This is a genomic window from Nocardia sp. CS682, assembly GCF_004634405.1.
GTDB classification, from domain to species: domain Bacteria; phylum Actinomycetota; class Actinomycetes; order Mycobacteriales; family Mycobacteriaceae; genus Nocardia; species Nocardia ninae.
Genome location: NZ_CP029710.1, coordinates 7,946,518 through 7,966,728, shown reverse-complemented (window position 1 = coordinate 7,966,728; position 20,211 = coordinate 7,946,518). Strand labels below are relative to the sequence as shown.

Annotated in this window: 19 protein-coding genes; 8 read left to right on the top strand and 11 right to left on the bottom strand. The window is 66.9% G+C overall.

Features of this window, described 5'->3' with window-relative positions:
- Positions 1–23 precede the first annotated feature (23 nt).
- Complete coding sequence (locus DMB37_RS36060) at positions 24–923, top strand: SAM-dependent methyltransferase (protein ID WP_135238031.1); 900 nt, start codon at positions 24–26, stop codon at positions 921–923.
- A gap of 205 nt (positions 924–1,128) precedes the next feature.
- Here the strand turns inward: DMB37_RS36060 and DMB37_RS36055 are convergent, their stop codons facing one another.
- The 3 genes from DMB37_RS36055 to DMB37_RS36045 all read right to left on the bottom strand — a co-directional run bounded on the left by DMB37_RS36055 (position 1,129) and on the right by DMB37_RS36045 (position 3,990).
- On the bottom strand, positions 1,129–2,091 hold the full coding sequence (locus DMB37_RS36055) for a Gfo/Idh/MocA family protein (protein WP_135236525.1): 963 nt from the start codon (positions 2,089–2,091) through the stop codon (positions 1,129–1,131).
- 16 nt (positions 2,092–2,107) lie between these two features.
- Positions 2,108–2,911, bottom strand: coding sequence for a VOC family protein (locus tag DMB37_RS36050; RefSeq protein ID WP_206055094.1), 804 nt, complete (start codon positions 2,909–2,911; stop codon positions 2,108–2,110).
- A 119-nt stretch (positions 2,912–3,030) separates the two neighbouring features.
- Positions 3,031–3,990 (bottom strand): YafY family protein, encoded by a 960-nt coding sequence (locus tag DMB37_RS36045; protein ID WP_135236523.1) that lies wholly within the window; start codon positions 3,988–3,990, stop codon positions 3,031–3,033.
- 217 nt (positions 3,991–4,207) lie between these two features.
- On the opposite strand from DMB37_RS36045, the gene DMB37_RS36040 reads away from it, so the two are divergent.
- Genes DMB37_RS36040 through DMB37_RS36030 form a run of 3 tightly spaced genes read left to right on the top strand, consistent with a single transcriptional unit; the run spans position 4,208 to position 7,826 of the window.
- On the top strand, positions 4,208–4,729 hold the full coding sequence (locus DMB37_RS36040) for a 2Fe-2S iron-sulfur cluster-binding protein (protein WP_135236522.1): 522 nt from the start codon (positions 4,208–4,210) through the stop codon (positions 4,727–4,729).
- Complete coding sequence (locus DMB37_RS36035) at positions 4,726–5,733, top strand: xanthine dehydrogenase family protein subunit M (protein ID WP_135236521.1); 1,008 nt, start codon at positions 4,726–4,728, stop codon at positions 5,731–5,733. The genes DMB37_RS36040 and DMB37_RS36035 overlap by 4 nt, the downstream gene beginning before the upstream one ends.
- Positions 5,733–7,826 carry a xanthine dehydrogenase family protein molybdopterin-binding subunit gene (locus DMB37_RS36030; RefSeq protein WP_135236520.1) on the top strand — a complete coding sequence of 698 codons (2,094 nt, stop codon included), beginning with the start codon at positions 5,733–5,735 and terminating at the stop codon, positions 7,824–7,826. Before DMB37_RS36035 ends, DMB37_RS36030 begins: the two co-directional genes overlap by 1 nt.
- Positions 7,827–7,835: 9 nt before the next feature.
- Here the strand turns inward: DMB37_RS36030 and DMB37_RS36025 are convergent, their stop codons facing one another.
- Genes DMB37_RS36025 through DMB37_RS36010 form a run of 4 tightly spaced genes read right to left on the bottom strand, consistent with a single transcriptional unit; the run spans position 7,836 to position 11,387 of the window.
- Positions 7,836–8,450 carry a DNA-binding response regulator gene (locus DMB37_RS36025; protein WP_135236519.1) on the bottom strand — a complete coding sequence of 205 codons (615 nt, stop codon included), beginning with the start codon at positions 8,448–8,450 and terminating at the stop codon, positions 7,836–7,838.
- Entirely contained in the window at positions 8,447–9,592 is a 1,146-nt protein-coding gene (locus DMB37_RS36020) for a sensor histidine kinase (protein WP_240771811.1), read from the bottom strand. The genes DMB37_RS36025 and DMB37_RS36020 overlap by 4 nt, the downstream gene beginning before the upstream one ends.
- Positions 9,589–10,404 (bottom strand): ABC transporter permease, encoded by an 816-nt coding sequence (locus DMB37_RS36015; RefSeq protein WP_135236518.1) that lies wholly within the window; start codon positions 10,402–10,404, stop codon positions 9,589–9,591. Before DMB37_RS36015 ends, DMB37_RS36020 begins: the two co-directional genes overlap by 4 nt.
- Positions 10,401–11,387, bottom strand: coding sequence for an ABC transporter ATP-binding protein (locus DMB37_RS36010; protein ID WP_206055093.1), 987 nt, complete (start codon positions 11,385–11,387; stop codon positions 10,401–10,403). Before DMB37_RS36010 ends, DMB37_RS36015 begins: the two co-directional genes overlap by 4 nt.
- A gap of 268 nt (positions 11,388–11,655) precedes the next feature.
- On the opposite strand from DMB37_RS36010, the gene DMB37_RS36005 reads away from it, so the two are divergent.
- Together DMB37_RS36005 and DMB37_RS36000 are read left to right on the top strand one after the other, a co-directional pair.
- The gene (locus DMB37_RS36005; protein WP_135236517.1) at positions 11,656–11,904 is read left to right on the top strand and encodes a hypothetical protein; all 249 of its coding nucleotides are present in this window, start codon (positions 11,656–11,658) and stop codon (positions 11,902–11,904) included.
- A gap of 155 nt (positions 11,905–12,059) precedes the next feature.
- Positions 12,060–13,244, top strand: a complete 1,185-nt coding sequence (locus DMB37_RS36000; RefSeq protein ID WP_135236516.1) for a serine hydrolase — start codon at positions 12,060–12,062, stop codon at positions 13,242–13,244.
- Positions 13,245–13,344: 100 nt separating this feature from the next.
- On the opposite strand, the gene DMB37_RS35995 is transcribed toward DMB37_RS36000, so the two are convergent.
- The 4 genes from DMB37_RS35995 to DMB37_RS35980 all read right to left on the bottom strand — a co-directional run bounded on the left by DMB37_RS35995 (position 13,345) and on the right by DMB37_RS35980 (position 16,871).
- Positions 13,345–14,271: a helix-turn-helix transcriptional regulator gene (locus DMB37_RS35995; RefSeq protein ID WP_135236515.1), complete on the bottom strand. Its 927-nt coding sequence runs from the start codon at positions 14,269–14,271 to the stop codon at positions 13,345–13,347.
- Between the two features lie 399 nt (positions 14,272–14,670).
- Positions 14,671–15,174 (bottom strand): hypothetical protein, encoded by a 504-nt coding sequence (locus tag DMB37_RS35990; protein ID WP_107655771.1) that lies wholly within the window; start codon positions 15,172–15,174, stop codon positions 14,671–14,673.
- Positions 15,175–15,369: 195 nt separating this feature from the next.
- The gene (locus DMB37_RS35985) at positions 15,370–15,750 is read right to left on the bottom strand and encodes a PLD nuclease N-terminal domain-containing protein (protein ID WP_135236514.1); all 381 of its coding nucleotides are present in this window, start codon (positions 15,748–15,750) and stop codon (positions 15,370–15,372) included.
- Positions 15,751–15,962: 212 nt separating this feature from the next.
- Positions 15,963–16,871 carry a hypothetical protein gene (locus DMB37_RS35980; RefSeq protein WP_135236513.1) on the bottom strand — a complete coding sequence of 303 codons (909 nt, stop codon included), beginning with the start codon at positions 16,869–16,871 and terminating at the stop codon, positions 15,963–15,965.
- A gap of 173 nt (positions 16,872–17,044) precedes the next feature.
- Between DMB37_RS35980 and DMB37_RS35975 the strand changes: the two genes are divergently transcribed.
- Entirely contained in the window at positions 17,045–19,414 is a 2,370-nt protein-coding gene (locus tag DMB37_RS35975) for a hypothetical protein (RefSeq protein WP_135236512.1), read from the top strand.
- A 203-nt stretch (positions 19,415–19,617) separates the two neighbouring features.
- The gene (locus tag DMB37_RS35970; RefSeq protein ID WP_135236511.1) at positions 19,618–20,196 is read left to right on the top strand and encodes a hypothetical protein; all 579 of its coding nucleotides are present in this window, start codon (positions 19,618–19,620) and stop codon (positions 20,194–20,196) included.
- Positions 20,197–20,211 lie beyond the last annotated feature (15 nt).

The following is a 20,211-nucleotide window of genomic DNA, read 5'->3' as shown; positions in this document are numbered from 1 at the left end:
AGATGGCAGGTAAGTTGGCGATCGTGCGTACCGAGGGAGATACCTGGGACATCAACACCAGCGTCGGGTCCACGGCACTGTTCGTCGCCGCGGCTCGCGCGCTGGCCGCGCGCGGCCCCGATCCACTGGCCGTCGATCCGCTCGCCGAGGTCTTCGTGCGCGCCGCGGGACCGGAGTGGGCCGATCTGCTCGACGGTAAGACGACCGAGCATCCGCTCCTCGACCCCGACTTCGGCCTGCCCTTCCAAACCTTCCAGGCCGCGCGCACCAAATACTTCGACGACTATTTCGCGGCAGCCATCGCTGCGGGCGTGCGCCAGATCGTCATTCTGGCCGCCGGCCTCGACGCGCGTGCCTACCGTCTGACCTGGCCCAACGGCACGGTCGTCTACGAACTCGACCGCCCGCAGGTGCTGGAATTCAAGCGGCAGACCTTGGCCGCCCACGGCGACAAGCCCCGCGCCGACCGCCGCGAGGTGCCGGTGGATCTGCGCGAGGACTGGCCGACAGCATTGCGCGAGAAGGGCTTCGATTCAGCCGCCCCGACCGCCTGGCTCGCCGAAGGGCTACTCCCCTACCTCCCCGCCACCGCCGTCGATCAACTGTTCGCCGCCGTCGACCGAACCAGCGCCCCCGGCAGCCGCGTCGCCATCGAAGAACTGGACCCACTCCCCGACCAGGCCCACACCGCACTGCTCGAGGATCCCGACTCCGCCCCGCACAGCTGGATCGACTGGGCACACCTGATCTACAACGAACAGCGCAGCGACGCCGTGGAATGGTTCGCCGCCCACGACTGGTACGCCACCGGCATCACCCTGGCCGACTACCTCGACTCAGTGGGCCGCCAGACCGAACCCACCTCCGACCCACCTCTCTCGCTACCTACGCTGGCCCGCCTGACCACCGCCGTCCGCCCCTGAGGTGGACCGGAGCAGATAGCCGGAGAACGCCCGGCGTAAGCGCGCTCGGGCATGCCATCTCGACGGCACCGGCCCGCAGTTGATTCCAGGTGAGCTCGCCGAGCCAGAAGCGGGTGAGCTCCCGCAGGTCCGCGGCTACCTCACCACCCTGTTGGATTCAGCCGTGGGCTCCTCGATCCTGAGCTCACCTGCGAGATCACCCCGGTCAGCTGACCGGTCCAGACCTCGGCGCCGGCTGGATCGCATGGTGGATATCGAGGGTGAGCGCGAGGGCGTCGAGCACGCTCGACAGTGCGATGCAATTGTCGGCTTCGCCACGCAAGCACGCCAGGACGTGCTCGATCATCGCGGTGTAGCTGTCGGAGCCCTGCGCGGTCAGTACGCGCCGCCCCGCGGCGGTGTACTCGACGACCGTGACGTCCTCGCCAACCTCGCCAACCTCGCCGAAGTAATGTTCCAGGACGCCGTCGGTGAAGGTCGCGCGGTAGCCGCCACGCGAGCCGTACGCGTCCGGCATCAACGATGACGCGCTCACCCGAGCGGTCGCGGCCGGATAGCTGAGAACCGCGTGTGCGGCCGAACCTCGTTGCCCACCGGCGATTCCCGACGTGGACACCGATTCGGGGACACCGAGCAACTGGGTGACGATATCGAGGTCACCGTGCATGACGTCCAGGGCGATGGAGTCGAGGCCGAGGTCGTAGCCCGGCCACCGCAATGCCGTGTGCATGTCGAGTTCCAGCGCTACCAGCGTGCCGTAGGTGCCCGCGCGTACGGCATCGAACAGGAGCCGGTTGGCCGGGCCGAATCGGTCGAACATGTCCACGAACACTTGGCGATCGCCGGCCTCGGCCGCCGCGGTCACCTGCTCGGCATCGGACATGGTCAAGGCCAGCGGGAGCTCGCAGAGCACGTGTTTGCCCGCTGCCAGCGCGCGCAATGCGTGTTCTGCGTGCAGCGCGGTCGGCAGGCAGATGTCGATGAGGTCGATAGTGGGGTCGTCGTAGAGACCGTCCAGGTCGGTGGTGGTGGTGAAACCGTGGCTGTCATGGATGCGGGCCAGCGCCGCCGGGGTGCGGCCGAATACGACGACCTCGACGTCGTCACGGGCGGCATATACCGCGGCGTGGGCTTGCCCGAATCCGGTACCCAACAAGGCGATTTTCATTGAATGACTCCCTGACTCAGGCTTGGGTGGGCGTGGTGAAGAGACCGAAACGGTTGCCGCTGAGATCGGCGATGCGCGCGTGCACGAGCCCCTCCGAGTTCGAAGCAGGGCCGTACTCGATTGTCGCGCCGAGCTTTTCGGCAACGCCAGCCTGCACACGCACATCACCGGCGAGGAAGCCGGGCATCAGGTAGTCCGGGCCGTCCGCACCATGGTCGTAGAGCCGACCTGCCGGGTGATCCATGCCGGTGAAGATGTTGTAATACGGCTTCCCGCTTGCGGATTCGTCCAACTCGAAGCGCCAGCCGAACGCCCTCGTGTAGAAGTCGCGGGTGGTTTCGACATCGGTGGTGCCGACCTCGAACCAGGCCATCGAGCCCGGCGACGGCGCGTACGACGACTCGGTCATGTATTTCTCGGTGGCGTCGGCGCGGTCCTGCAGGTTCGCGCTCGTGGTGCGGGAAAACAGCGAGAACGGGTTGCCCAGTGGGTCGGCCAGCACCGCGAAGGAGGTCACCTCCGCGACCCGCGTCGGTGGCACGAGGACCTCGGCGCCGAACCCGCTGAGACGTTCGGTGTCGGCAGCGACATCGGCGGACAGCAGGGAAATATTGAGTTGTTCACCACCGGAAGGGTTTTCGTGGATAGCGCCCATCGGCCACTGCGCGGACGGCGCGAGGATACGAATGTAGCGGCGGCCATCGATCGACGAGTCCGGATCGAGTTCGAAACGCCAGCCGAAGAGTTCGGTGTAGAACTTTTCGACGGCGGTGGCGTCACGGGTGCCGATTTCGAACCAGACGACCTGGCCCGGGGACATGAACCCCATCATTCCTCCTGGTTACTCCGTTATTTGGCTTACTCAGCCACGGTAGGAAACCAATAGGTCATCGAAGGCCCTAGTAGAAGCAGGGTGAGGTTCAGATCACGACACCGGTGTCACGCGAGCGCTTCGGTGGCACGTTCGGCGAGCGCCCGCAATTCCGCGATGACGGCGGGCGGGTCGAGCACAACGTAATCGACGGGCAGCAAAACTATTGCGCGAGCGAGGTATTCGGGTGCGTCGGGGTATGTCGTGAGCAGGCAGGTGTGGTCGTCGATGGGTTCGAGCACGCCGTTGCGCGCCGGTATCCGGGCAGCTGCTTGCTCGATCGGCACCGGCAACCGGACCCGGGCCCGAACGGAGCCGGATGCGGCACTCAGTGAGCGCGTGAGCCAATCGGCCGCGTCGACACCATCGGGCAGTTCCCGCTGCGAAACTCGCACGCCGGTCCGATGGATGTCGGCCAGGCGGTCGACGCGGAAGGTGCGCCAGTCAGCACGATCGTTGTCGAAGGCGATCAGGTACCAGCGGCGACCCGCCGCGACGACCTGATGCGGTTCGACCAGACGTTTACTGGTCGCGCCCTCAGCTCGGCGGTACGCGAATCGGATCTTCTCTTGTGCCGCACAGCAACTCGCGAGCACCGCGAGAATCTCCGGGTCCGCCCACGGACCGTCCGCCGCCGACGCCACCACCGCGGTCTGCGACAGCGCGGTCAACCGCGCCCGCAACCTGGACGGCAGCACCTGCTCGAGTTTGGCGATGGCCCGCAGCGAGGCGTCCTCGATACCGACGATCCCCGCCGTGGCGGCGGTGCGGAGCCCGATCGCGATGGCCAGGGCTTCCTCGTCGTCGAGGACCAGCGGCGGCATCGCCGCCCCCGCCGCGAGCCGGTATCCACCGACATTCCCCTGCGTAGCGTCTACGGGATAACCCAGCTCACGCAGTCGTTCGATATCACGACGAATCGTGCGCGGACTCACCCCGAGGCGCTCCCCCAGCTCGCCCCCGGTCCAGTCGCGCGACGACTGCAGCAACGACAGCAATCGCAACAACCGGCCAGCGGGATCGCGCATAAGCCCATCCTCCTCGATCAATAGGTCACAGGCTGTCCTATTACGGTACGGCGTTCCCGTTCGTCGTTGATCAACGCAGATCAGCGGGTCGCCTGGCTGACGACGGGTGGCGACGCACGACCGGTGTGCCCCGATGCAGGCAGGGTTCGCGGTAGACAACCGAGTCCGACGCCCACCCGAGCTGATTGAGCGGGGCTCGCGGGGATATCCCGCGATCATGGAACCCGCCAGGAGCCATTCGGAGATCCACCTCGAGGTCGACGGTGTGCGGCACACATTGCGAGTCGACAACCGCACCACCCTGCTGGACGCGTTGCGCGAAAATCTCGGTGTGACCGCACCGAAGAAGGGGTGCGATCACGGTCAGTGCGGGTCGTGCACGGTGCTGCTGGACGGTCGCCGCGCCACCACCTGCTTGACCTTCGCGGTCGCTCAGGACGGTGCTTGCGTCGTCACCGCGGCGGGACTCGCGGCCGGTGACGATCTGCACCCCGTCCAGCAGGCCTTCGTCGAGCAGGACGGTTTCCAGTGCGGGTATTGCACGCCCGGACAGGTGTGTTCGGCGGTCGGCATGCTCGACGAGGTGGCGGCCGGGCAACCCAGTTTTGTCACCGAGGACCTCGACGCGGAGCCGGACCTGACAGACACCGAGATCCGGGAACGGATGAGCGGGAATCTGTGCCGGTGCGCCGCGTATCCCAATATTCTCGCGGCGATCCGGCAGGCGGCGTCGGCATGATCCCCTTCGAATATCGGCGGGCCGGCACCGTCGAGGACGCGGTCGCGGCGGTCGCGGACCGGCCCGAGGCGGCGTTTCTCGCGGGTGGCACGAACCTGGTCGACCACATGAAGCTCGGCGTGGCCGCGCCGTCACTGCTGGTCGACATCGGGCGACTGCCGCTGAACGAGATCACCGAACTACCGGACGGCGGCTTGCGGATCGGAGCGGGCGTGCGCAACACCGACCTGGCGGTGCACCCGCTGGTTCGCTCTCGGTTCCCCGCGCTGTCGCGTGCCTTGCTGTCGGGTGCGTCGGGGCAGCTGCGGAACCTGGCAACCACCGGCGGAAATCTGTTGCAGCGGACCAGATGCGTGTATTTCCAAGACGTCACAACGCCGTGCAACAAACGCGAACCGGGTTCCGGTTGCGCCGCGATCGGCGGCTACGTCCGCTACCACGCGATCCTGGGTGCGTCGGAACACTGTGTGGCCGTTCATCCTTCGGATATGGCGGTGGCGATGTCCGCACTGGACGCGAAGGTGGTGGTGGCGGGCGGCAACGGCGAATCACGGATACCGCTCACCGAGTTCCATCGACTGCCCGGTGACCGCCCCGAACTCGACACTGTCCTCACCCACGGCCAGCTGATCACCGCGGTGGAGTTGCCAGCCCCACCCACCGGCGCACGTTCGACCTACCGGAAGGTGCGCGACCGGGCTTCGTACGCCTTCGCCCTCGTCTCCGTCGCCGCCGAACTGTCACGCACCGAGAACGGGCAAATCGCCTCTGCACGTGTCGCATTCGGCGGTGTCGCGCACAAACCGTGGCGAGCCCGCGAGGCCGAGGCGGTTCTTCAGGGCTCCCCCGCGACCGAGGAAACCTTCGAGGCAGCAGCGGAATCCGAACTAGCCCAGGCAAAACCATTGGAAGGCAACGAATTCAAGGTCGAGCTGGCCCGCCGCACACTGGTCGCGACGCTGCGCTCGCTCACCGAACCCACCACCGCAGAGCAGGTGCGCTGATGACTCTCATCCAAGCCACGGCGATGGGCACCTCGCCCACCCGGCTCGACGGCCCCGCGAAAGTCACCGGCACCGCACCGTATGCGTTCGAACATCCGGTGGACCAGCCGACGTATCTCCATCCGGTGCAGGCAACCATCGCGCGCGGCCGAGTGAGCGCCATGGATATCACCGCGGCCACCCGGCTCGACGGAGTCGTCGCCGTGCTCACCGTCTTCGACGCGCCGGAACTGGCGGATACCTCCGACGGAGAACTGACCATCCTGCAGGACAACGACGTTCACTTCCGCGGTCAATTGATCGGTGCGGTGATCGCCGAGACGCCCGAAATCGCCAGGCATGCCGCGTCTTTGGTCGAGGTGACTTATCAGCGACGGCAGGCCGAAGTCGAGTTCCGCGGCGACCGCACCGATCTGTACGCACCGGAGGAAGTCAGCTCGTCGTTTCCGACGGACACCGACGTCGGCGACGTCGATGCCGCACTGGCCGCCGCCGAGGTGACCATCGACCAGACCTACACCACGCCGATCGAACACAACAACCCGTTGGAACCGCACGCGTGCATCGCCATCTGGCATCCGGAGGGCGACGATGGACCGCGGGTCACCCTCTACGACTCGACCCAGGGCGTGCATACCGTCCGCACCACCCTCGCACCACTGTTCGGACTGGAGCCCCGCCAACTACGGGTGATCGCGCCACACGTCGGCGGCGGCTTCGGATCCAAGGGCGCCCCGCATGCCCACAACGTTCTCGCGCTGCTCGCCGCGCAACGCAGCGGCGGGCGGCCGGTCAAGCTGGCCCTCACCCGCCAGCAGATGTTCGCGCTGGTTGGTTACCGAACCCCGACGATCCAGCGCATCCGGCTCGGCGCGGACAGGAACGGAAAACTGACCGCGCTCGCCCACGACGTCATCGAACAGACCTCGCGCATCAAGGAATTCGCCGAGCAAACCGCGGTCTCGTCGCGGATGATGTACCGGGTCCCGAACCGCCGCACCTCGCACCGCCTCGCCGCCCTCGATGTGCCCGTGCCCTTCTGGATGCGCGCGCCCGGCGAGGCGCCCGGCATGTTCGCCGCCGAGGTCGCGCTGGACGAACTCGCCGTCGCCTGCGCCATCGACCCGATCGAACTGCGCATCCGCAACGAGCCCGATACCGATCCGGAGTCGGGCAAACCATGGTCCGGCCGCCACCTGATCGAATGCCTGCGCCGCGGCGCCGCCGAGTTCGATTGGGCTGCCCGCGATCCCGCACCGGGTGTGCGCCGCAGCGGCGATTGGCTCATCGGCACCGGCGTCGCCGCGTCCACCTATCCCGCGACCGAATCGCCGGGAAACGCGGCCCGCATCGAGTTCACCGCCGACGCCAGTTACCTCGTCCAGATCGGCGCCGCCGACATCGGCACCGGCACCTGGACCTCGCTCACCCAGATCGCCGCCGACGCCCTCGGCTGCGCCACCGACTCGATCCGTCTACAGATCGGCGACACCGACCTGCCCGCCGCGTCGGTCGCAGGCGGCTCCTCCGGCATCACCTCGTGGGGCACCGCGATCGTGAGCGCCGCACGAGCTTTCCGCGACAAACACGGGACCAGCCCTGCCCCGGGCGCGGACGTCACCGTCGAGGCCGACGAGAACCCCGACACCGACAACTTCGCCATGCACTCCTTCGGCGCCCAATTCGCCGAAACGTGGGTGAACCGGGACACCGGCGAAATCCGCGTACCCAGAATGCTCGGCGTCTTCTCGATCGGCCGCGCCATCAACCCCCGCATGCTGCGCTCCCAACTCATCGGCGGCATGACCTGGGGCCTCTCCATGGCCCTGCACGAGGACAGCGTCCGCGATCCCCGCTACGGCCACGTCGTCACCCAAGACCTGGCCACCTACCACGTCAGCTCGCACGCCGACATAGGCGACATCGAGGCCATCTGGCTGGACGAAACCGATCCCCACACCAACCCCATGGGCTCCCGCGGCGCCGGCGAAATCGGCATAGTAGGCGCCGCCGCCGCAATAGCCAACGCCATCCACCACGCCACCGGCACCCGCCCCCGCACCCTCCCCATCACCCCCGACCACCTGCTGTAGGAGTTCCGGCTAGATCCAGCCTTTCTCACGGGCTTTGAGCGCCGCCTCGTATCGGTTCGCGACACCCAACTTCGCCATCGCCGAGGACAGGTAGTTGCGAGTGGTGCCGGGCGAGAGGTGGGCGCGTCTGGCGATGTCGTCGACGGAGGCGCCGTCGATGGCGTATTCGAGGACGTCGGCCTCGCGGGCGGTAAGGACGGTGTCGCCTGCGCTGATGGCTTCGGCGGCCAGTTCGGGGTCGACGTAGCGGCCGCCGTTGTGGACGGTGCGGATCACTTCGGCCAGGGTTGCGGCCGAGGCGGTCTTGGGCAGGAAGCCGCGCACGCCCGCAGCGAGGGCTCGTTTGAGATAGCCGGGCCGGCCGTGGCTGGTGACGATCAACGTGCCTGCGCCTGGCGTGAGTTGCTGGAGTGCCACGGCGGTCTCGATACCATCCATGCCGGGCATCTGCAGGTCGATGACGGCCACCGCGAGCGGCTCGTCGAGCCGGCGCCGCCACGCGGCGACGAGTTCCTCGCCGGAGCCGACGTGGTCGACCACCTCGATGTCGGCCTCGAGGTCGAGCATGGTCGCCATGGCGGCTCGGATGAGCGTTTCGTCATCGGCCAGGAACACCGGAATCATTTGTTCTCCCAATGAATTTCGAGGATGAACTGGTCGGATGACGCACGGACATCGAGGGACGCACCGAGCGGAGCGAGCCGTTCGGCGAGACCACGCAGCCCGGACCGCTCGCCCGCTGGACCGTGCGGGCAGTCGTTACGCAACGACATCCCCGCGTCGCCGAGCGTGAGCACCGCCGAGGTCGCCGCCGAATGCTCGACGATATTCGTGGTGCCCTCCCGCACCACCCACGCGGCGACCTCATGGAACCGCGCAGGCACCTTGGCCGGATCGCCCTCGACAACGAGCCGGCACCCCACCGCAGACAGCAGCGAACGCGCCCCCGCGACCTCGGTCATCAGGTCGATCCCTCGGTAACCGCGAACCAGTTCGCGCATCTGCCCCATCGATTCGACGGCGAGCGTCTTGACCTCGTCCATCTCGGCCGCCGCTCGCTCGGCGTCCCCAGACCGCGACAACACCGCTGCCAGTTCACTTTTCACCGCGATCGCCGAGAACCCGCGACCGACGATGTCGTGCAGGTCCCGCGCGAAACGCAACCGCTCCTCGGCCACCTGCAATTCGGCTTCGACCCCCTTGGCCCGGTCCAGCTCTTCGACGACCCGCAGACCCCACACGGTGAGCAGCGTCGTGCCGAGGACGAAGCCGCCGAAAAGGAAGGCCCCCGCCGCCGTGCCCAGCGCCGTCGCCGGCGACGTACCGAAGGCGAGTCCGGTGGCGACGCTGAGTCCGAGCACGATCCAAACCTTGTGCCGGAAGAACGGCACGACGGCGAACATGGCGAGTACCACGGCGTAAACGCTGGTCAGCCGCGCTTGCTCGACGGTCGACGCACCGGTGGCCAGCCTGGCGACCACGACACCGGCGAGCCACACCGCCGCCAGTGTCGCGACAGCGACGGGCACCGCCCATCGACGTAACCCGGCACCCGACGACGACCTGGCGAACTCGGGTTGCACCTCGACCGCGACGATGGCGGCGATACCGCCGACCACGATCCCGACCGTCGACCACGACAGGCCCGCGGTGACCGCCATGACGACGATCACCGTGGCGAGTCCCAGTTGCAGCGCGACCCGGCTGTAGACCCGGAACTTCGCCGGGCCCGACAGCCGGTGCCACCAGGCGGTCAAGCCGCTCAACCGCGGTCGTCCCAGCGGAAGCTCTTGCGGGTCAGCGCGAACGCCAGGACGGTCCATAGCGCCAGTGTGGCAAACGGGCGGCCGAGTTCGGGGAAGGTGCCCGCGAAGTCGAGCGCCACGTCGGTGGTGGCCGCGGTGGCGTGCCGCCCGGATGCACCGAGGGAGACGAGGTCGGAAATCGCCGCGAAGGGTGTCCAGTCGGCCAGCTCGCCCAACCGATCCGGCAGTACCTTCCGGATGGACGCCAGGCCCAGCATCGCGACCGTCATCACGGGTAGCGAGGTGATCTGGGCGGCCTCGGCGTTTTTGGTCACCGCACTGGTCGCGAGCGCGAGCAGGGAGAACAGAACGATTCCGCCGACAAGAGCAATCACTATCGCCAACGGGTTGACGGGGGCGGGTGCACCCGTGCCGTAAACCACCGCCGCGACCACGAGCACCGAGGCCACCGTCACCAGCGCACCGGGCACGGCAGGCGCGGTCTGGATCTGCCAATCACTGGCCTCGCCGGTGCGCAGCCGTTTCAACACACCCTCGCTGCGACGCGTGGTGACCATCGACAGCACCGAGTAGTACTGCACGAACAGCAGCGCGACCAACGCGATCAGCTCGAACGTCATCGCCGCAATGGCCGCGGTGGGTGCGGTGTCTTTGGTGGCGATGAAGTACGAGGCCAGCGAGATGCCGATCGGAAAGAACAGCGCCAGGTAAACCAGCGTCTTGTTCCGCCGGAACTGCAGGTACTCGGCCTTGGCGAGCGCGGCGAGCGGGCGGCGGCGAAAGGTGGTGGCAGGTTGCACGAGGGTGGTCATCGGGTTGCTCCGATCAATTCGGGGGTGGTCACCGGGGCGGCGACCGGCTCGTTGGCGACATCGAGGAAGACCGACTCCAGGGAAGCGGCACGGGCTTCGAGCCCGCCCAGTTGCAGGCCGTGCTCACGCGCCCAGCCGAGCAGCTCGAACAAATGCCCTTGCAGGTCATAGGTGTCGACGGTGACGCGGGCCTGCGCGTCGATCCGCGCGTCGCGCAGCTGCGGCAACGGCAGGCCGGGATGGTCGAACACGATCCGCGCCGGGTGGCCGTCGACGATCTCGCGCAGTGTGCCGGTGCGCGCGACCTCGCCCTTGTGCATGATCATGATCCGGTCGGCCAGTGCTTCTGCCTCATCCAAGTAGTGCGTCGTAAGCACCATGGTCACGCCCGAGGCCTTGAGGTCGGCGAGCAATCGCCAAGTGCCACGGCGACTTTCCGGGTCGAGACCGGTGGTCGGCTCGTCGAGGAAGAGCAACCGAGGCTGACCGAGCAGGGCACACGCCATATCGACCCGACGCTGCTCACCACCCGACAGCGAACCGACCCGAACGCCGGACCGATCGGCCAGATCCACCTGTGCCAGAACGGTATCGGCGGTCGTCGGGTCGGTGCATGTCCCGCGCCACATCTCCAGCGTTTCGCGAACGGTCAGCTCGGCGGGCAGCCCACCGGACTGCAACATGATGCCGACCTGCGCGCGGACCTGTGCGCGGTCCCGGCGCGGGTCGAGGCCGAAAACCTCTACGACACCGGCCGATGGCGCGGCGAGCCCCTCCAGCATGTCGAGCGTCGACGTCTTACCGGCACCGTTCGTGCCGAGCAACGCGAACACCTCCCCCTCGGCGACCCGCAGGTCTACCCCTTTGACCGCCTCGAAGGCGTCCTTGCCGTGCCCGTAGGTCCGGCGCAGGCCCTGTGCGGTGATGACATCGTGAACCGGTTGACCACCGCGGTTAGGCGGGTTGCGATGTGCATTGTTCATGCTTCTACGATCACGGACTCAGGTCCTGGTCAGTAGTAAGCGCAGTCATCGAATCCCGATGAGGTACCGCATGGATCGGCCATGACAAAAGTCATCCCGGCGAACCGGCGACGAGTCCGGTGTCCGCAGTAGCCGTGCTGGATCCAGCCAGCTCTATGTGCCGCATACTTCCGAAATATGTTGCGCCAGAACACTATTCGCAACGGTCTACGATGGATAAGGGCGGCCTCGCTGACCTGCCCCACGACCCGAACGAAGGACCGGTCTCATGTCGGACATGAACAAGCGCAACCTCGTCTACTTCGAGAATCCGTCCATGCGTGGACTGTACGACGCCATGGAAGAGTGGCAGGCGGCCACCGACCGCCGCCTGTTGTCCATCAGCGTCCAGCAAGATCGCGACAACTACTGCGCCATCGCCCTGACCAACCCCACCGAGGTCGTGATCACCAGCGCCGACGGACACAACCACGCGAACGTCAGCCGGTTCGGAACGCTGGCCGTGGACGGGGTCTGACCGGCGGTCCGAGACGCCCGAGCAACCACTGCGCCGCTGGTACCGCCCCCGCCGGGGTGGTGCCAGCACTACCAGGAAGACGGGGGGCTGCCAGCTGACGATGACCTGCCTATCTCTCATAGCGTGACTGGAGTCCGCAGCAGAGAGGAAGCACCTTGCGCACCAAGGTAAGTCATCGTTCGTTCGGCACCGTGGCGGTAGCCGCGGCACTGGTCGCCCTCATGGCGACGTCATGCGATGCCACGGAGACCGTTCGAGCCGAGCCCGCCGCCGAGGCCGGGCAGCGGACACAGGTCACCGAGGCCTTGAACCAATTGATCACCGGAGACCGCCTGCCCGGGGCACAGGTCGTGGTCAGCGATCGGAGCGGGGTCTGGACAGGGACGGCCGGAGCCGGCGACCTCGCACACGGCACCCCGTTCCAGGACGACGCCCGAGTGCGGATCGGCAGCAATACCAAAACCTATGTGGCGACGGTCATGCTGCAATTGGTGGCCGAGGGCAAGGTCGAGTTGGATGCGCCGGTGGAACGGTATCTCCCGGGCGTCGTGCGGGGGCCGGGCATCGACGGGGATCGGATCACGGTCCGAAATCTGTTGCAGCACACCAGCGGTCTGCCGGAATACGCCGCCGAGTTCGGGGCGCCTCCCAAGCCGGGGCAGATCGCCTCGCCGTCCGAGGATGTGCGTTGGGGGACGAAGGATATCGCGGAGATCGTGCGCAACGTGCTGACCGCGCCCGCCGATTTCGAGCCCGGCGCCAAGTGGGCGTACTCCAACACCAACTACGCACTGGCGGGAATGATCATCGAGAAGATCACCGGAGAGTCGATCGGCGCGGCCATCACCCACCGCATCATCGAACCACTCGGCCTGCGCGACACCTACTTTCCAGAACCCGACGAAACCGAGCTCCGCGGCCCCCATCCCGTCGGCTACCTCCAGTCGGGCGGCGAGCTGGTCGATTACACCAGTCAGAACGTGTCGTACGCCGGTGCGGCCGGCGCGATGGTCGCGACCGGCGCGGACCTCAACCGGTTCTTCGTCGCGCTGCTCGACGGCGCACTGCTGCCGCCTGCTCAGCTAGCCGAAATGAAAAAGACTGTCCCCCTGCCCGTTTCGGGCAACCAGGGTTATGGACTCGGCCTCATGTATCGCCAGTTGCCCTGCGGCGCAGACAGTTGGGGCCACGGCGGCGACATCGACGGCTTCGAGACCCGCGGCGGTGTCACCAGCGACGGGCGTGCGGTCACGGTGACCGTTAATCAGGTGCCCGAGGCAGCGGAAGCCACCCGCAACGTCAATCGGGTTGTCGACACCGCGCTCTGCGCGACGCCGTGACATCGGGGCCGGGCGTGATCACTGCCGCGCGGCAGTGACGAGCGATTGTGATCGCGCCTCAGCGGGGCCGATCACAACCGCACGGCAGTGGCGGACATCGTCATGCCAACCGCGCGGCCTCGGCGCTCATCAGCTCCCGCGAGTCTTCCGGCGTCTCCGCCTGCACGGCCAACCGGTCCATCACTTCGCGATAGAAGTGCAGATCCTCCCGGCGATCCAGGTAGAGCGCGGTCGTCAGTTGCTCCAGGTAGACGATGTCGGGCAGCTCGCGCTCGGCGAAGCGCAGCATCGTGAACGAGCTGCCCGCCGCAGCGTGCGCACCGGACCGATAGGACAGCACCTGGATTGTCACACTGGGCCTGGTCGACATCTCCACGAGATGTTCGATCTGCTCGCGCTGCACCCTCGTCCCGCCGACCGGTCGGTGCAGCACGGCCTCGTCCAGTACCGCCCACAGCATCGGCCCGCTCCCCGAATCCAGGATTCGCTGGCGCTTGGTACGCAGTTCCACCCGTCGGGCGGAGTTGACGTCGATGTTCCCGCGCTTACCGCCCTGTGCGGCCTCGGTGTTCTCGTGGCCCACCGCGACCAGGGCGGTGGCGTAGTCCTCGGTCTGCAGCAACCCTGGAACGAGTTGGCCCTCAAACGTTCTGATCGTGCGCGCGGCGCCTTCCAGACCGATGTAGGTCTCGAACCATTGCGGCAGCAAATCATTGTATCGGTGCCACCAGCCCGGCTCGTTGGCCTTGCGGGCGAGATCCACGAACGTCGCCCGCTTCTCGGGATCGGTGACCCCGTACAGGGTCAGCAGGTCGACGATGTCGCGTTCCTTGAAGCCGGTCCGCCCGAGTTCGAGCCGGCTGATCTTGGCGTACGAGCCGCGGATGTGCTCGCCCGCGACTTGCGGCGTGATGCCACTGGCCTCACGTAACTTGCGCAGCTGGCCGCCGACCGCGATCCGAAGTGCGGTCGGACCGCGGTCGGCGACACTCGGCTCGACGCCGACCCAGCCGGGCTGTCCGACCATAAGCTTCTACTCCGATACTGGGAGACCTTCGACGGGAACCACGCAATTTCACATCGTGTACTTCACCGCGTCTGCTTTTGATGGTAACGCGCTGATACGACAGATTAATCTAACTTCTGACGGACCCGCCGAACATCGGGGTCGGCAACCGGCCCCAGATCGGCGTTTCGCGGCGTCGAGACCCCCTGCCATGGCTCAGCGATCTTGTTCAGGCACCGGCAACCAGATCCGGCAGCGATGCCGGCTGGATCGAACCCCACAGCAGTCGCCGCCCTGGTTGGACGAGTGGCATGTACGGCACTGCATCCATCGAAACCCCTTGGGGCGTATCCGTGTTCGGCGCAACAAGCCTCGGACCGAGGCCCGTTCGGTATCGGCGCAATGACCGCGTAGGCCGCGCTAGGTGAATTGCGAGGTCGTGATCACGCCTTCGACACCCGCGGGCTGGGTCACCCTGGTCGGCAGCGAGGGCACCGCATTGTTGCTGTAGCGGTGTTTAACGATCGCCGCCGCGGAGTCCTCGCCCGGCTCGGGATGCCACGGGCGGGCGGACAGCTTTTCCAGCACACAGATCAGCAGCATCTGCCGGGTGCGGGTGACCGGATGGCAGTTCGTGGCCGGCTGGCCGTATCCCTCACCGCCGCGATCTTCCGGCGAAACGGTCTCGGTGAGTACCCAGTACAGCTCCGGCCCGAGCAGGACCGATTCGCCTCTGCTGTCGTTGAACCAGCGGACCGAGTACTCGATCAGCAGGTCCGCGATCGGCCCGCTCTGCTGCAACGCGTCGACGAAGCGAGGCAATCCTCCACTACCCTCGGCGTTGCGCTGGATGAGCGTCGCGATCTTGTCGGCGACCTCGCGTAGCTGGGTGATGTCATGGTCCGGCCACTGCGGCAGGGTCATAATTCTCCTAAGACGTACGGCGGCGGTATTTCGAGTCCCGGTTCGACCCACGCCCCGTCAGGCGCCAAGAATTCAGCATTCATGCGCCGGTTGTCAATGGCGCATCAATAGCTGACGGATATCACAAATACGCACGCCGTCGTCCGTGCCGAATTACAACGAAATACCTTGTAAAGCAAGTTGTTTGTCGGCTGCCTAGCGCTGTTCGCCCTGCTCACGCCGCCGATCCTCGTCGCGCTGCCGTGCGGCTTCCTGGCGACGGGCTTCGGCCCGCTGCTGTTCGGCTCGCTCCCGCAATTTCCGCAGAAACGCCTCGTCAGCCGCCGGATCCTGCGCGACATAGCGGCCGGGGCGGTCGTACTCGGTGTAGCCGGTGGTCGAGCGCGGACGGGACTCGTGCAGCGGGCGCCCCACGAACAACCAGAGCAGCGCGCCGACGGTGGGCAGCAGGATGACGACGATCAGCCAGCCCAGTTTGGGCAGGTGCCGGATGCCCGCGTCGGGGCAGGTGATGATGTCGATCAGACAGTAGATCCACAGCGCGAGCGTCAGCAGACCCAGAATCGCGTAGGGCATCGGTACCTCCTCGTACGCCAGCCGACGACCTGTCCGTGCGGTGATTCGCGGCGAATCTCCCCCAACCGGCCCGGGCACGCGCTACCCGAAACTGGCAAATCTCAATAGAAATCGGCGACACGATCAACCCCCGTGGCCGCGATATCGCACCCTATCGGACAATCGGACCGTTCTCCACCCGAGTTTCCAGCACACCAGCGGGCACCCGTTGGTCAGGCTCCTTTGCGGAGGTGCGCGGTGATCACGTGGCCGGTCTCCGGCTGGACGGCGCCCTCCCCGGCCGGGAGGCCGAGGGCGGCCGAGAGGTCTCGGCCGTAGAGGTCGACGGTGGACTCGGCCAGTGCGCAGAATCGGTCGATGGCGGCGCGGCCGCGGCGGCCGCCCACGAGCGCGATGGTCGTCGCGAGCACGGCCGACGGCCACCACCACACGGCGAGCAGCAGGTACGGAATCGACCATGCCGCAAGGCGAGTGGCGGAGTCGTAGCGGGCCCGCGCGGACCGGAGCTCGCTTCGTGTCTCGCTGGGGACGATGAGCCAGAGCCGTGGCCAGGCGGAGTCGAGGTCCAGGCCGTAGTGGTGCAGCACGCGGTTGTCGGTGGAGCGGATGCGGTCGCCGATCCAGGTGGGGTGGCGCGGTTCGGTCAGCGAGATCCGGTTCCGTAAGGCGTTGAGGCGCGCGGTGTCCTCGGTGCCGAGGAAGCCCGGCGGGCGTTGGCCTGCTTGACCGCGGGCGGTGTTGCGCCAAGCCAGGTCGAGGGCGCGGCCCGCGGCGATCCAGCGCCGCGCCCGCCAGCGGGTGAGCAGTCTGCCGAAGCCACGCAGCGGCGCGGGCCAGAGCTGTGACCACAGCTGGTGGGTCACTCCGGCGAGCATCTGCACCACCAGACCGCAGCCCATGGCCGCCACCAGCACGGCGGCCGTGGTCAACAGCACGATCCCGGCTGTCTGCGCGCCGGGATGCCGGGCGAGCGTGTCCAGTTCGCGAACGAGTACCGGCAGTTCGTGCCAGCGGCGGTGGCCGAGTGTGGGGCCGGCCACGGCCAGTGTCACGAAGAGCAGTCCGGCGGGCACCGTTGCGAGCAAAGCCTGAGGTTCCGGTCCGTCGCCGGTGCTCGACATGGCGCCTCCAAGAATCGCGTGTAGCCAATCGGCCTCGGCTACCTGCTGTCGCCAATTAGCCTCAACGACATCACGTTTGAAGGTACAGCCGAACCCGGGCCGCCGTCGCGGTTCGAACAGCACCTCTAGACAGTGGGTGAAAGACCTTGCGCGACAACGCGAACAGACCGGACATGGACAACCTACGCACCGCCATGGAACTTGCGCCCGGCGAGCTCGGTGACGAACTGCGCACGATCGCGAACGGACCGCCCGGTCCCGACCTCGATGCGCTGCTGGCGATCTGGGATGGGCAACCGCTGAATATCACCGGCACCGAGCACGGTCGGGCGCTGAGCGAGTTCAACGCGCTCATCTGCGGCGACCCGCAGGTCCACCTGCATATCTGCGCGCCCATGCGCGACACGAGCGGGCATTCGGCGATCACCGAAGCGGAAAAGCTGTTCGCGCAATACGAACAGACCGGTCGGCTGAAGCTGCTCGAACGTGCTGCGGACGTGTTCGCCACTCCCCTGTGTGCGACGGCGCAGCCCGAACTCCGGAGCGCGGCGGAGAACGGTTTAGGGCTCACCGAGTGGGCGCGATTCGAACGGTTCGGCGCCCGCGACGATATCGATCATGCGATCGAATTGTTCCGTCAGGCCTTGGATCACGCGCCGGTCCGCCATTCGATGCTGCCCGCGCTCTCGGCGAACCTGGCGGGCGCGCTGTTGTCCCGGTGGCGCTGCGCCGGCGAGCCGGTCGACCTCGACGACGGCATCAACGCCGGCCGGGCCGCGCTGCGGGGCACGCCCGCCGACCATGAGCTCCGCGGCGCTCGGCTCAACTCGCTGGCCGGTGCGTTGCTGAGCAAAGCCGTCGTGACCGGTGATGCTTCGATACTGCGGGAATCGGTCGAGTTGCTTCGAGAAGCCCTCGCGCACGGCGAACGTCACGCGGCGCTGGTACCGGGAGCCAAATCCTCACTCGCCGATGCGCTACGGCTACAGCATATTTGGGGAGACGCCAACGCCGATGTATTGGACGAAGCGACCCTGTTGGCGAAGCAGGCGGTGGCGGAGCTGCCGCATGGTCTCCGAGCCAGGTCTCATCCCTTGTGGGCGCGGTACAACATCAACCTGGCGTTACTACTCCTGCAACGGTTTCGAGCGGGCGCTGATCCGACCGATCTCACGGAGGCTGCCACCGCGATGCGGCGGGCACGCATCGCCCCGCGGGCGAATGCCCATCTGGCGGAGCGCCGCCTCGTTCATGCCGAGGTCGAGCGCGCCCGCTTCCTGCACCGCTGGGGTATTCCGGACGATCATCTGGAGCTATCCCGCCGGACCGATGATCTGCCCCGGCGCGGACATCGGGAGTTGAAGCGTTTCAAGCGGTTAGCCGAACGAGCCGGCGCAGCAGCACCGGCCGGTCACGTGTTGCATTCGCGTGCCCGGGCGGCGGTCGCGGCGGCTTATTCACTGCGGGCCGCGCTGACCGGCTCGGCTGCCGACGATTCCGCGCGCCGATGGCAGCAGATCGCCGGCGACTCGACCGTCTCGGTGCCCGAACGCGTCGCTGCCGCACGGCAATTGACCGTCCCCGGAGCTACCGTCTCGGCCGCCACCAGCAGACTCGTACACCAAACATTCGACATGGCGGTGGATCTGTTGCCCCAGTTCGCCGCGCGCACGCTCCCGATGACCGACCGTGCGCGATTACTCGCCGACTTCACCGGCCTGACCCGCGACGCGGCCGCGTGCGCGCTTCGCATCGGTCCACCCGCTCCGGAGCACGCGCTGCGAATACTGGAGCACGGCCACGGCATACCGCACCGTTACAGCACCGAACTCGCGAAGCGCGAACCTCGGCTGGCGCAACGCTTCGACGAACTCAGCCACGTGCTCAATCAACCTGAAACAGCGGGCTTTTCCGCGCCGCAGCTGTTCATCAGGGCTGCACCCGGAGCTCCCACCGGCGAACAGCGTCGCCACGCCGCACAGGAGTGGCATCGGTTGATCGCCGAAATCCGCCGGGTACCCGGACTGCACAGCTTCCTGAAACCCCCTGATGTCTCTGAATTGCTCGCCGCAGCACCACAAACGGGCCCCATCATCGTCGTGAATGTCAGCGGACTCGGCTCGGACGCGTTGATCATCGAGCACGCCGCCTTACGCTCGATCGCACTCCCCGACTTATCGGAGACAGAACTGACCGCCCGCACCGACCAATTCCGCACCGCCGTAACCAATTCCACCGACCCCCGCCTGTCATCCGCCGAACAATCAGCAGCGCAGCAGTCGATCACCGAGACCCTCAGCTGGTTATGGACAGTGCTCTCCCAACCCATCCTGCATGAGCTAGGCCTTCTCTCCGGTCCACCACCCGACCAACAACACCTCCCCCACCTGTGGTGGATCCCCACCGGCCCGCTTAACCATCTCCCCCTCCACGAGGCAGGCCATCCCGACGCCGGCGTCGGCAACCGAGCCGCCTCCTCCTACGCCACAACCGTCAGCGAGCTGATCCACACGCCCGCGCGAGAACACCACCTCGGCGGCTGACTTACGGACCGTCGCCGTCTGTTCCGCACCGCATTTTCAGGAGGTTGAGGGCATCGGTTTCCCGCGAACTACCAGATAGGCTGACGGTGAGTTCGGCTGCTGGAGCCGAATACTGAGTGCACGAGTTAGGCCGACCGTTGGCGAAGCAGACGACTGAAGCGACGATTCCTGCGCCGAGTGGACGAGGGGGCGCGACGAGCAGGGTGCCGCGCCGATGGCGGATCGTCTGGGTGCTCACGGTCGCCGCGCTGGCGACGGCGGGCTTCGCGGCAGTACCCGCGATCCAGGTGTCGAACCGCTTCTATCGGTTTCAGGCAGTCCCGGTCTGGGTTCCGCTGGTGTGCTGGATCGCGACGGCGGCGCTGTTCGTCCGCGCACCGAGTATGGGTTGGCGCACGCGAACCTGGCTGGTGCCCGCCGTCGTCCTGGCGCTGGCGGCGGTGCCCTTGGTACCGATGGCGATATTTTACGTAGCCTTCGGTTCGGATGAAAAGAAGATCGTGGCCGTCGAGGTGAGCGCAGACGGTCGCCACGAAGCCGTCACCCACTACGTGAACGCCATGATCGACACCCTGTGCGCCGTCAGGCTGCGGGAGCGCGGCGGCCTGTTCAGCAGGCAGACCAGTGTGTGGACGGCGCCTGAAGGTGAGCGATGTCCGACGCGTGTCTCCTTCCCGGGAAACAACACGATCAGCATCATCGATGCGCGCGGCCGGGAAATCACGGCACACTTCGACGCTGACCGGATGCAGGTAGCACAGCTGTTGCGGCCGCCGTCGTGACTGATAATTGGTGTG

Bases quoted from the DNA above. Each gene is read 5' to 3' on its own strand.
- DMB37_RS35985 (WP_135236514.1), bottom strand. From the start codon at position 15,750: ATGCCCTACGCGATTCTGGGTCTGCTGACGCTCGCGCTGTGGATCTAC.
- DMB37_RS36050 (WP_206055094.1), bottom strand. From the start codon at position 2,911: ATGTCCCCGGGCCAGGTCGTCTGGTTCGAAATCGGCACCCGTGACGCC.
- DMB37_RS36010 (WP_206055093.1), bottom strand. From the start codon at position 11,387: ATGAACAATGCACATCGCAACCCGCCTAACCGCGGTGGTCAACCGGTT.
- DMB37_RS36015 (WP_135236518.1), bottom strand. From the start codon at position 10,404: ATGACCACCCTCGTGCAACCTGCCACCACCTTTCGCCGCCGCCCGCTC.
- DMB37_RS36030 (WP_135236520.1), top strand. From the start codon at position 5,733: ATGACTCTCATCCAAGCCACGGCGATGGGCACCTCGCCCACCCGGCTC.
- DMB37_RS35990 (WP_107655771.1), bottom strand. From the start codon at position 15,174: ATGACCCTGCCGCAGTGGCCGGACCATGACATCACCCAGCTACGCGAG.
- DMB37_RS35980 (WP_135236513.1), bottom strand. From the start codon at position 16,871: ATGTCGAGCACCGGCGACGGACCGGAACCTCAGGCTTTGCTCGCAACG.
- DMB37_RS35995 (WP_135236515.1), bottom strand. From the start codon at position 14,271: ATGGTCGGACAGCCCGGCTGGGTCGGCGTCGAGCCGAGTGTCGCCGAC.
- DMB37_RS36055 (WP_135236525.1), bottom strand. From the start codon at position 2,091: ATGAAAATCGCCTTGTTGGGTACCGGATTCGGGCAAGCCCACGCCGCG.
- DMB37_RS35975 (WP_135236512.1), top strand. From the start codon at position 17,045: ATGGACAACCTACGCACCGCCATGGAACTTGCGCCCGGCGAGCTCGGT.
- DMB37_RS36005 (WP_135236517.1), top strand. From the start codon at position 11,656: ATGTCGGACATGAACAAGCGCAACCTCGTCTACTTCGAGAATCCGTCC.
- DMB37_RS36045 (WP_135236523.1), bottom strand. From the start codon at position 3,990: ATGCGCGATCCCGCTGGCCGGTTGTTGCGATTGCTGTCGTTGCTGCAG.
- DMB37_RS36035 (WP_135236521.1), top strand. From the start codon at position 4,726: ATGATCCCCTTCGAATATCGGCGGGCCGGCACCGTCGAGGACGCGGTC.
- DMB37_RS36040 (WP_135236522.1), top strand. From the start codon at position 4,208: ATGGAACCCGCCAGGAGCCATTCGGAGATCCACCTCGAGGTCGACGGT.
- DMB37_RS36025 (WP_135236519.1), bottom strand. From the start codon at position 8,450: ATGATTCCGGTGTTCCTGGCCGATGACGAAACGCTCATCCGAGCCGCC.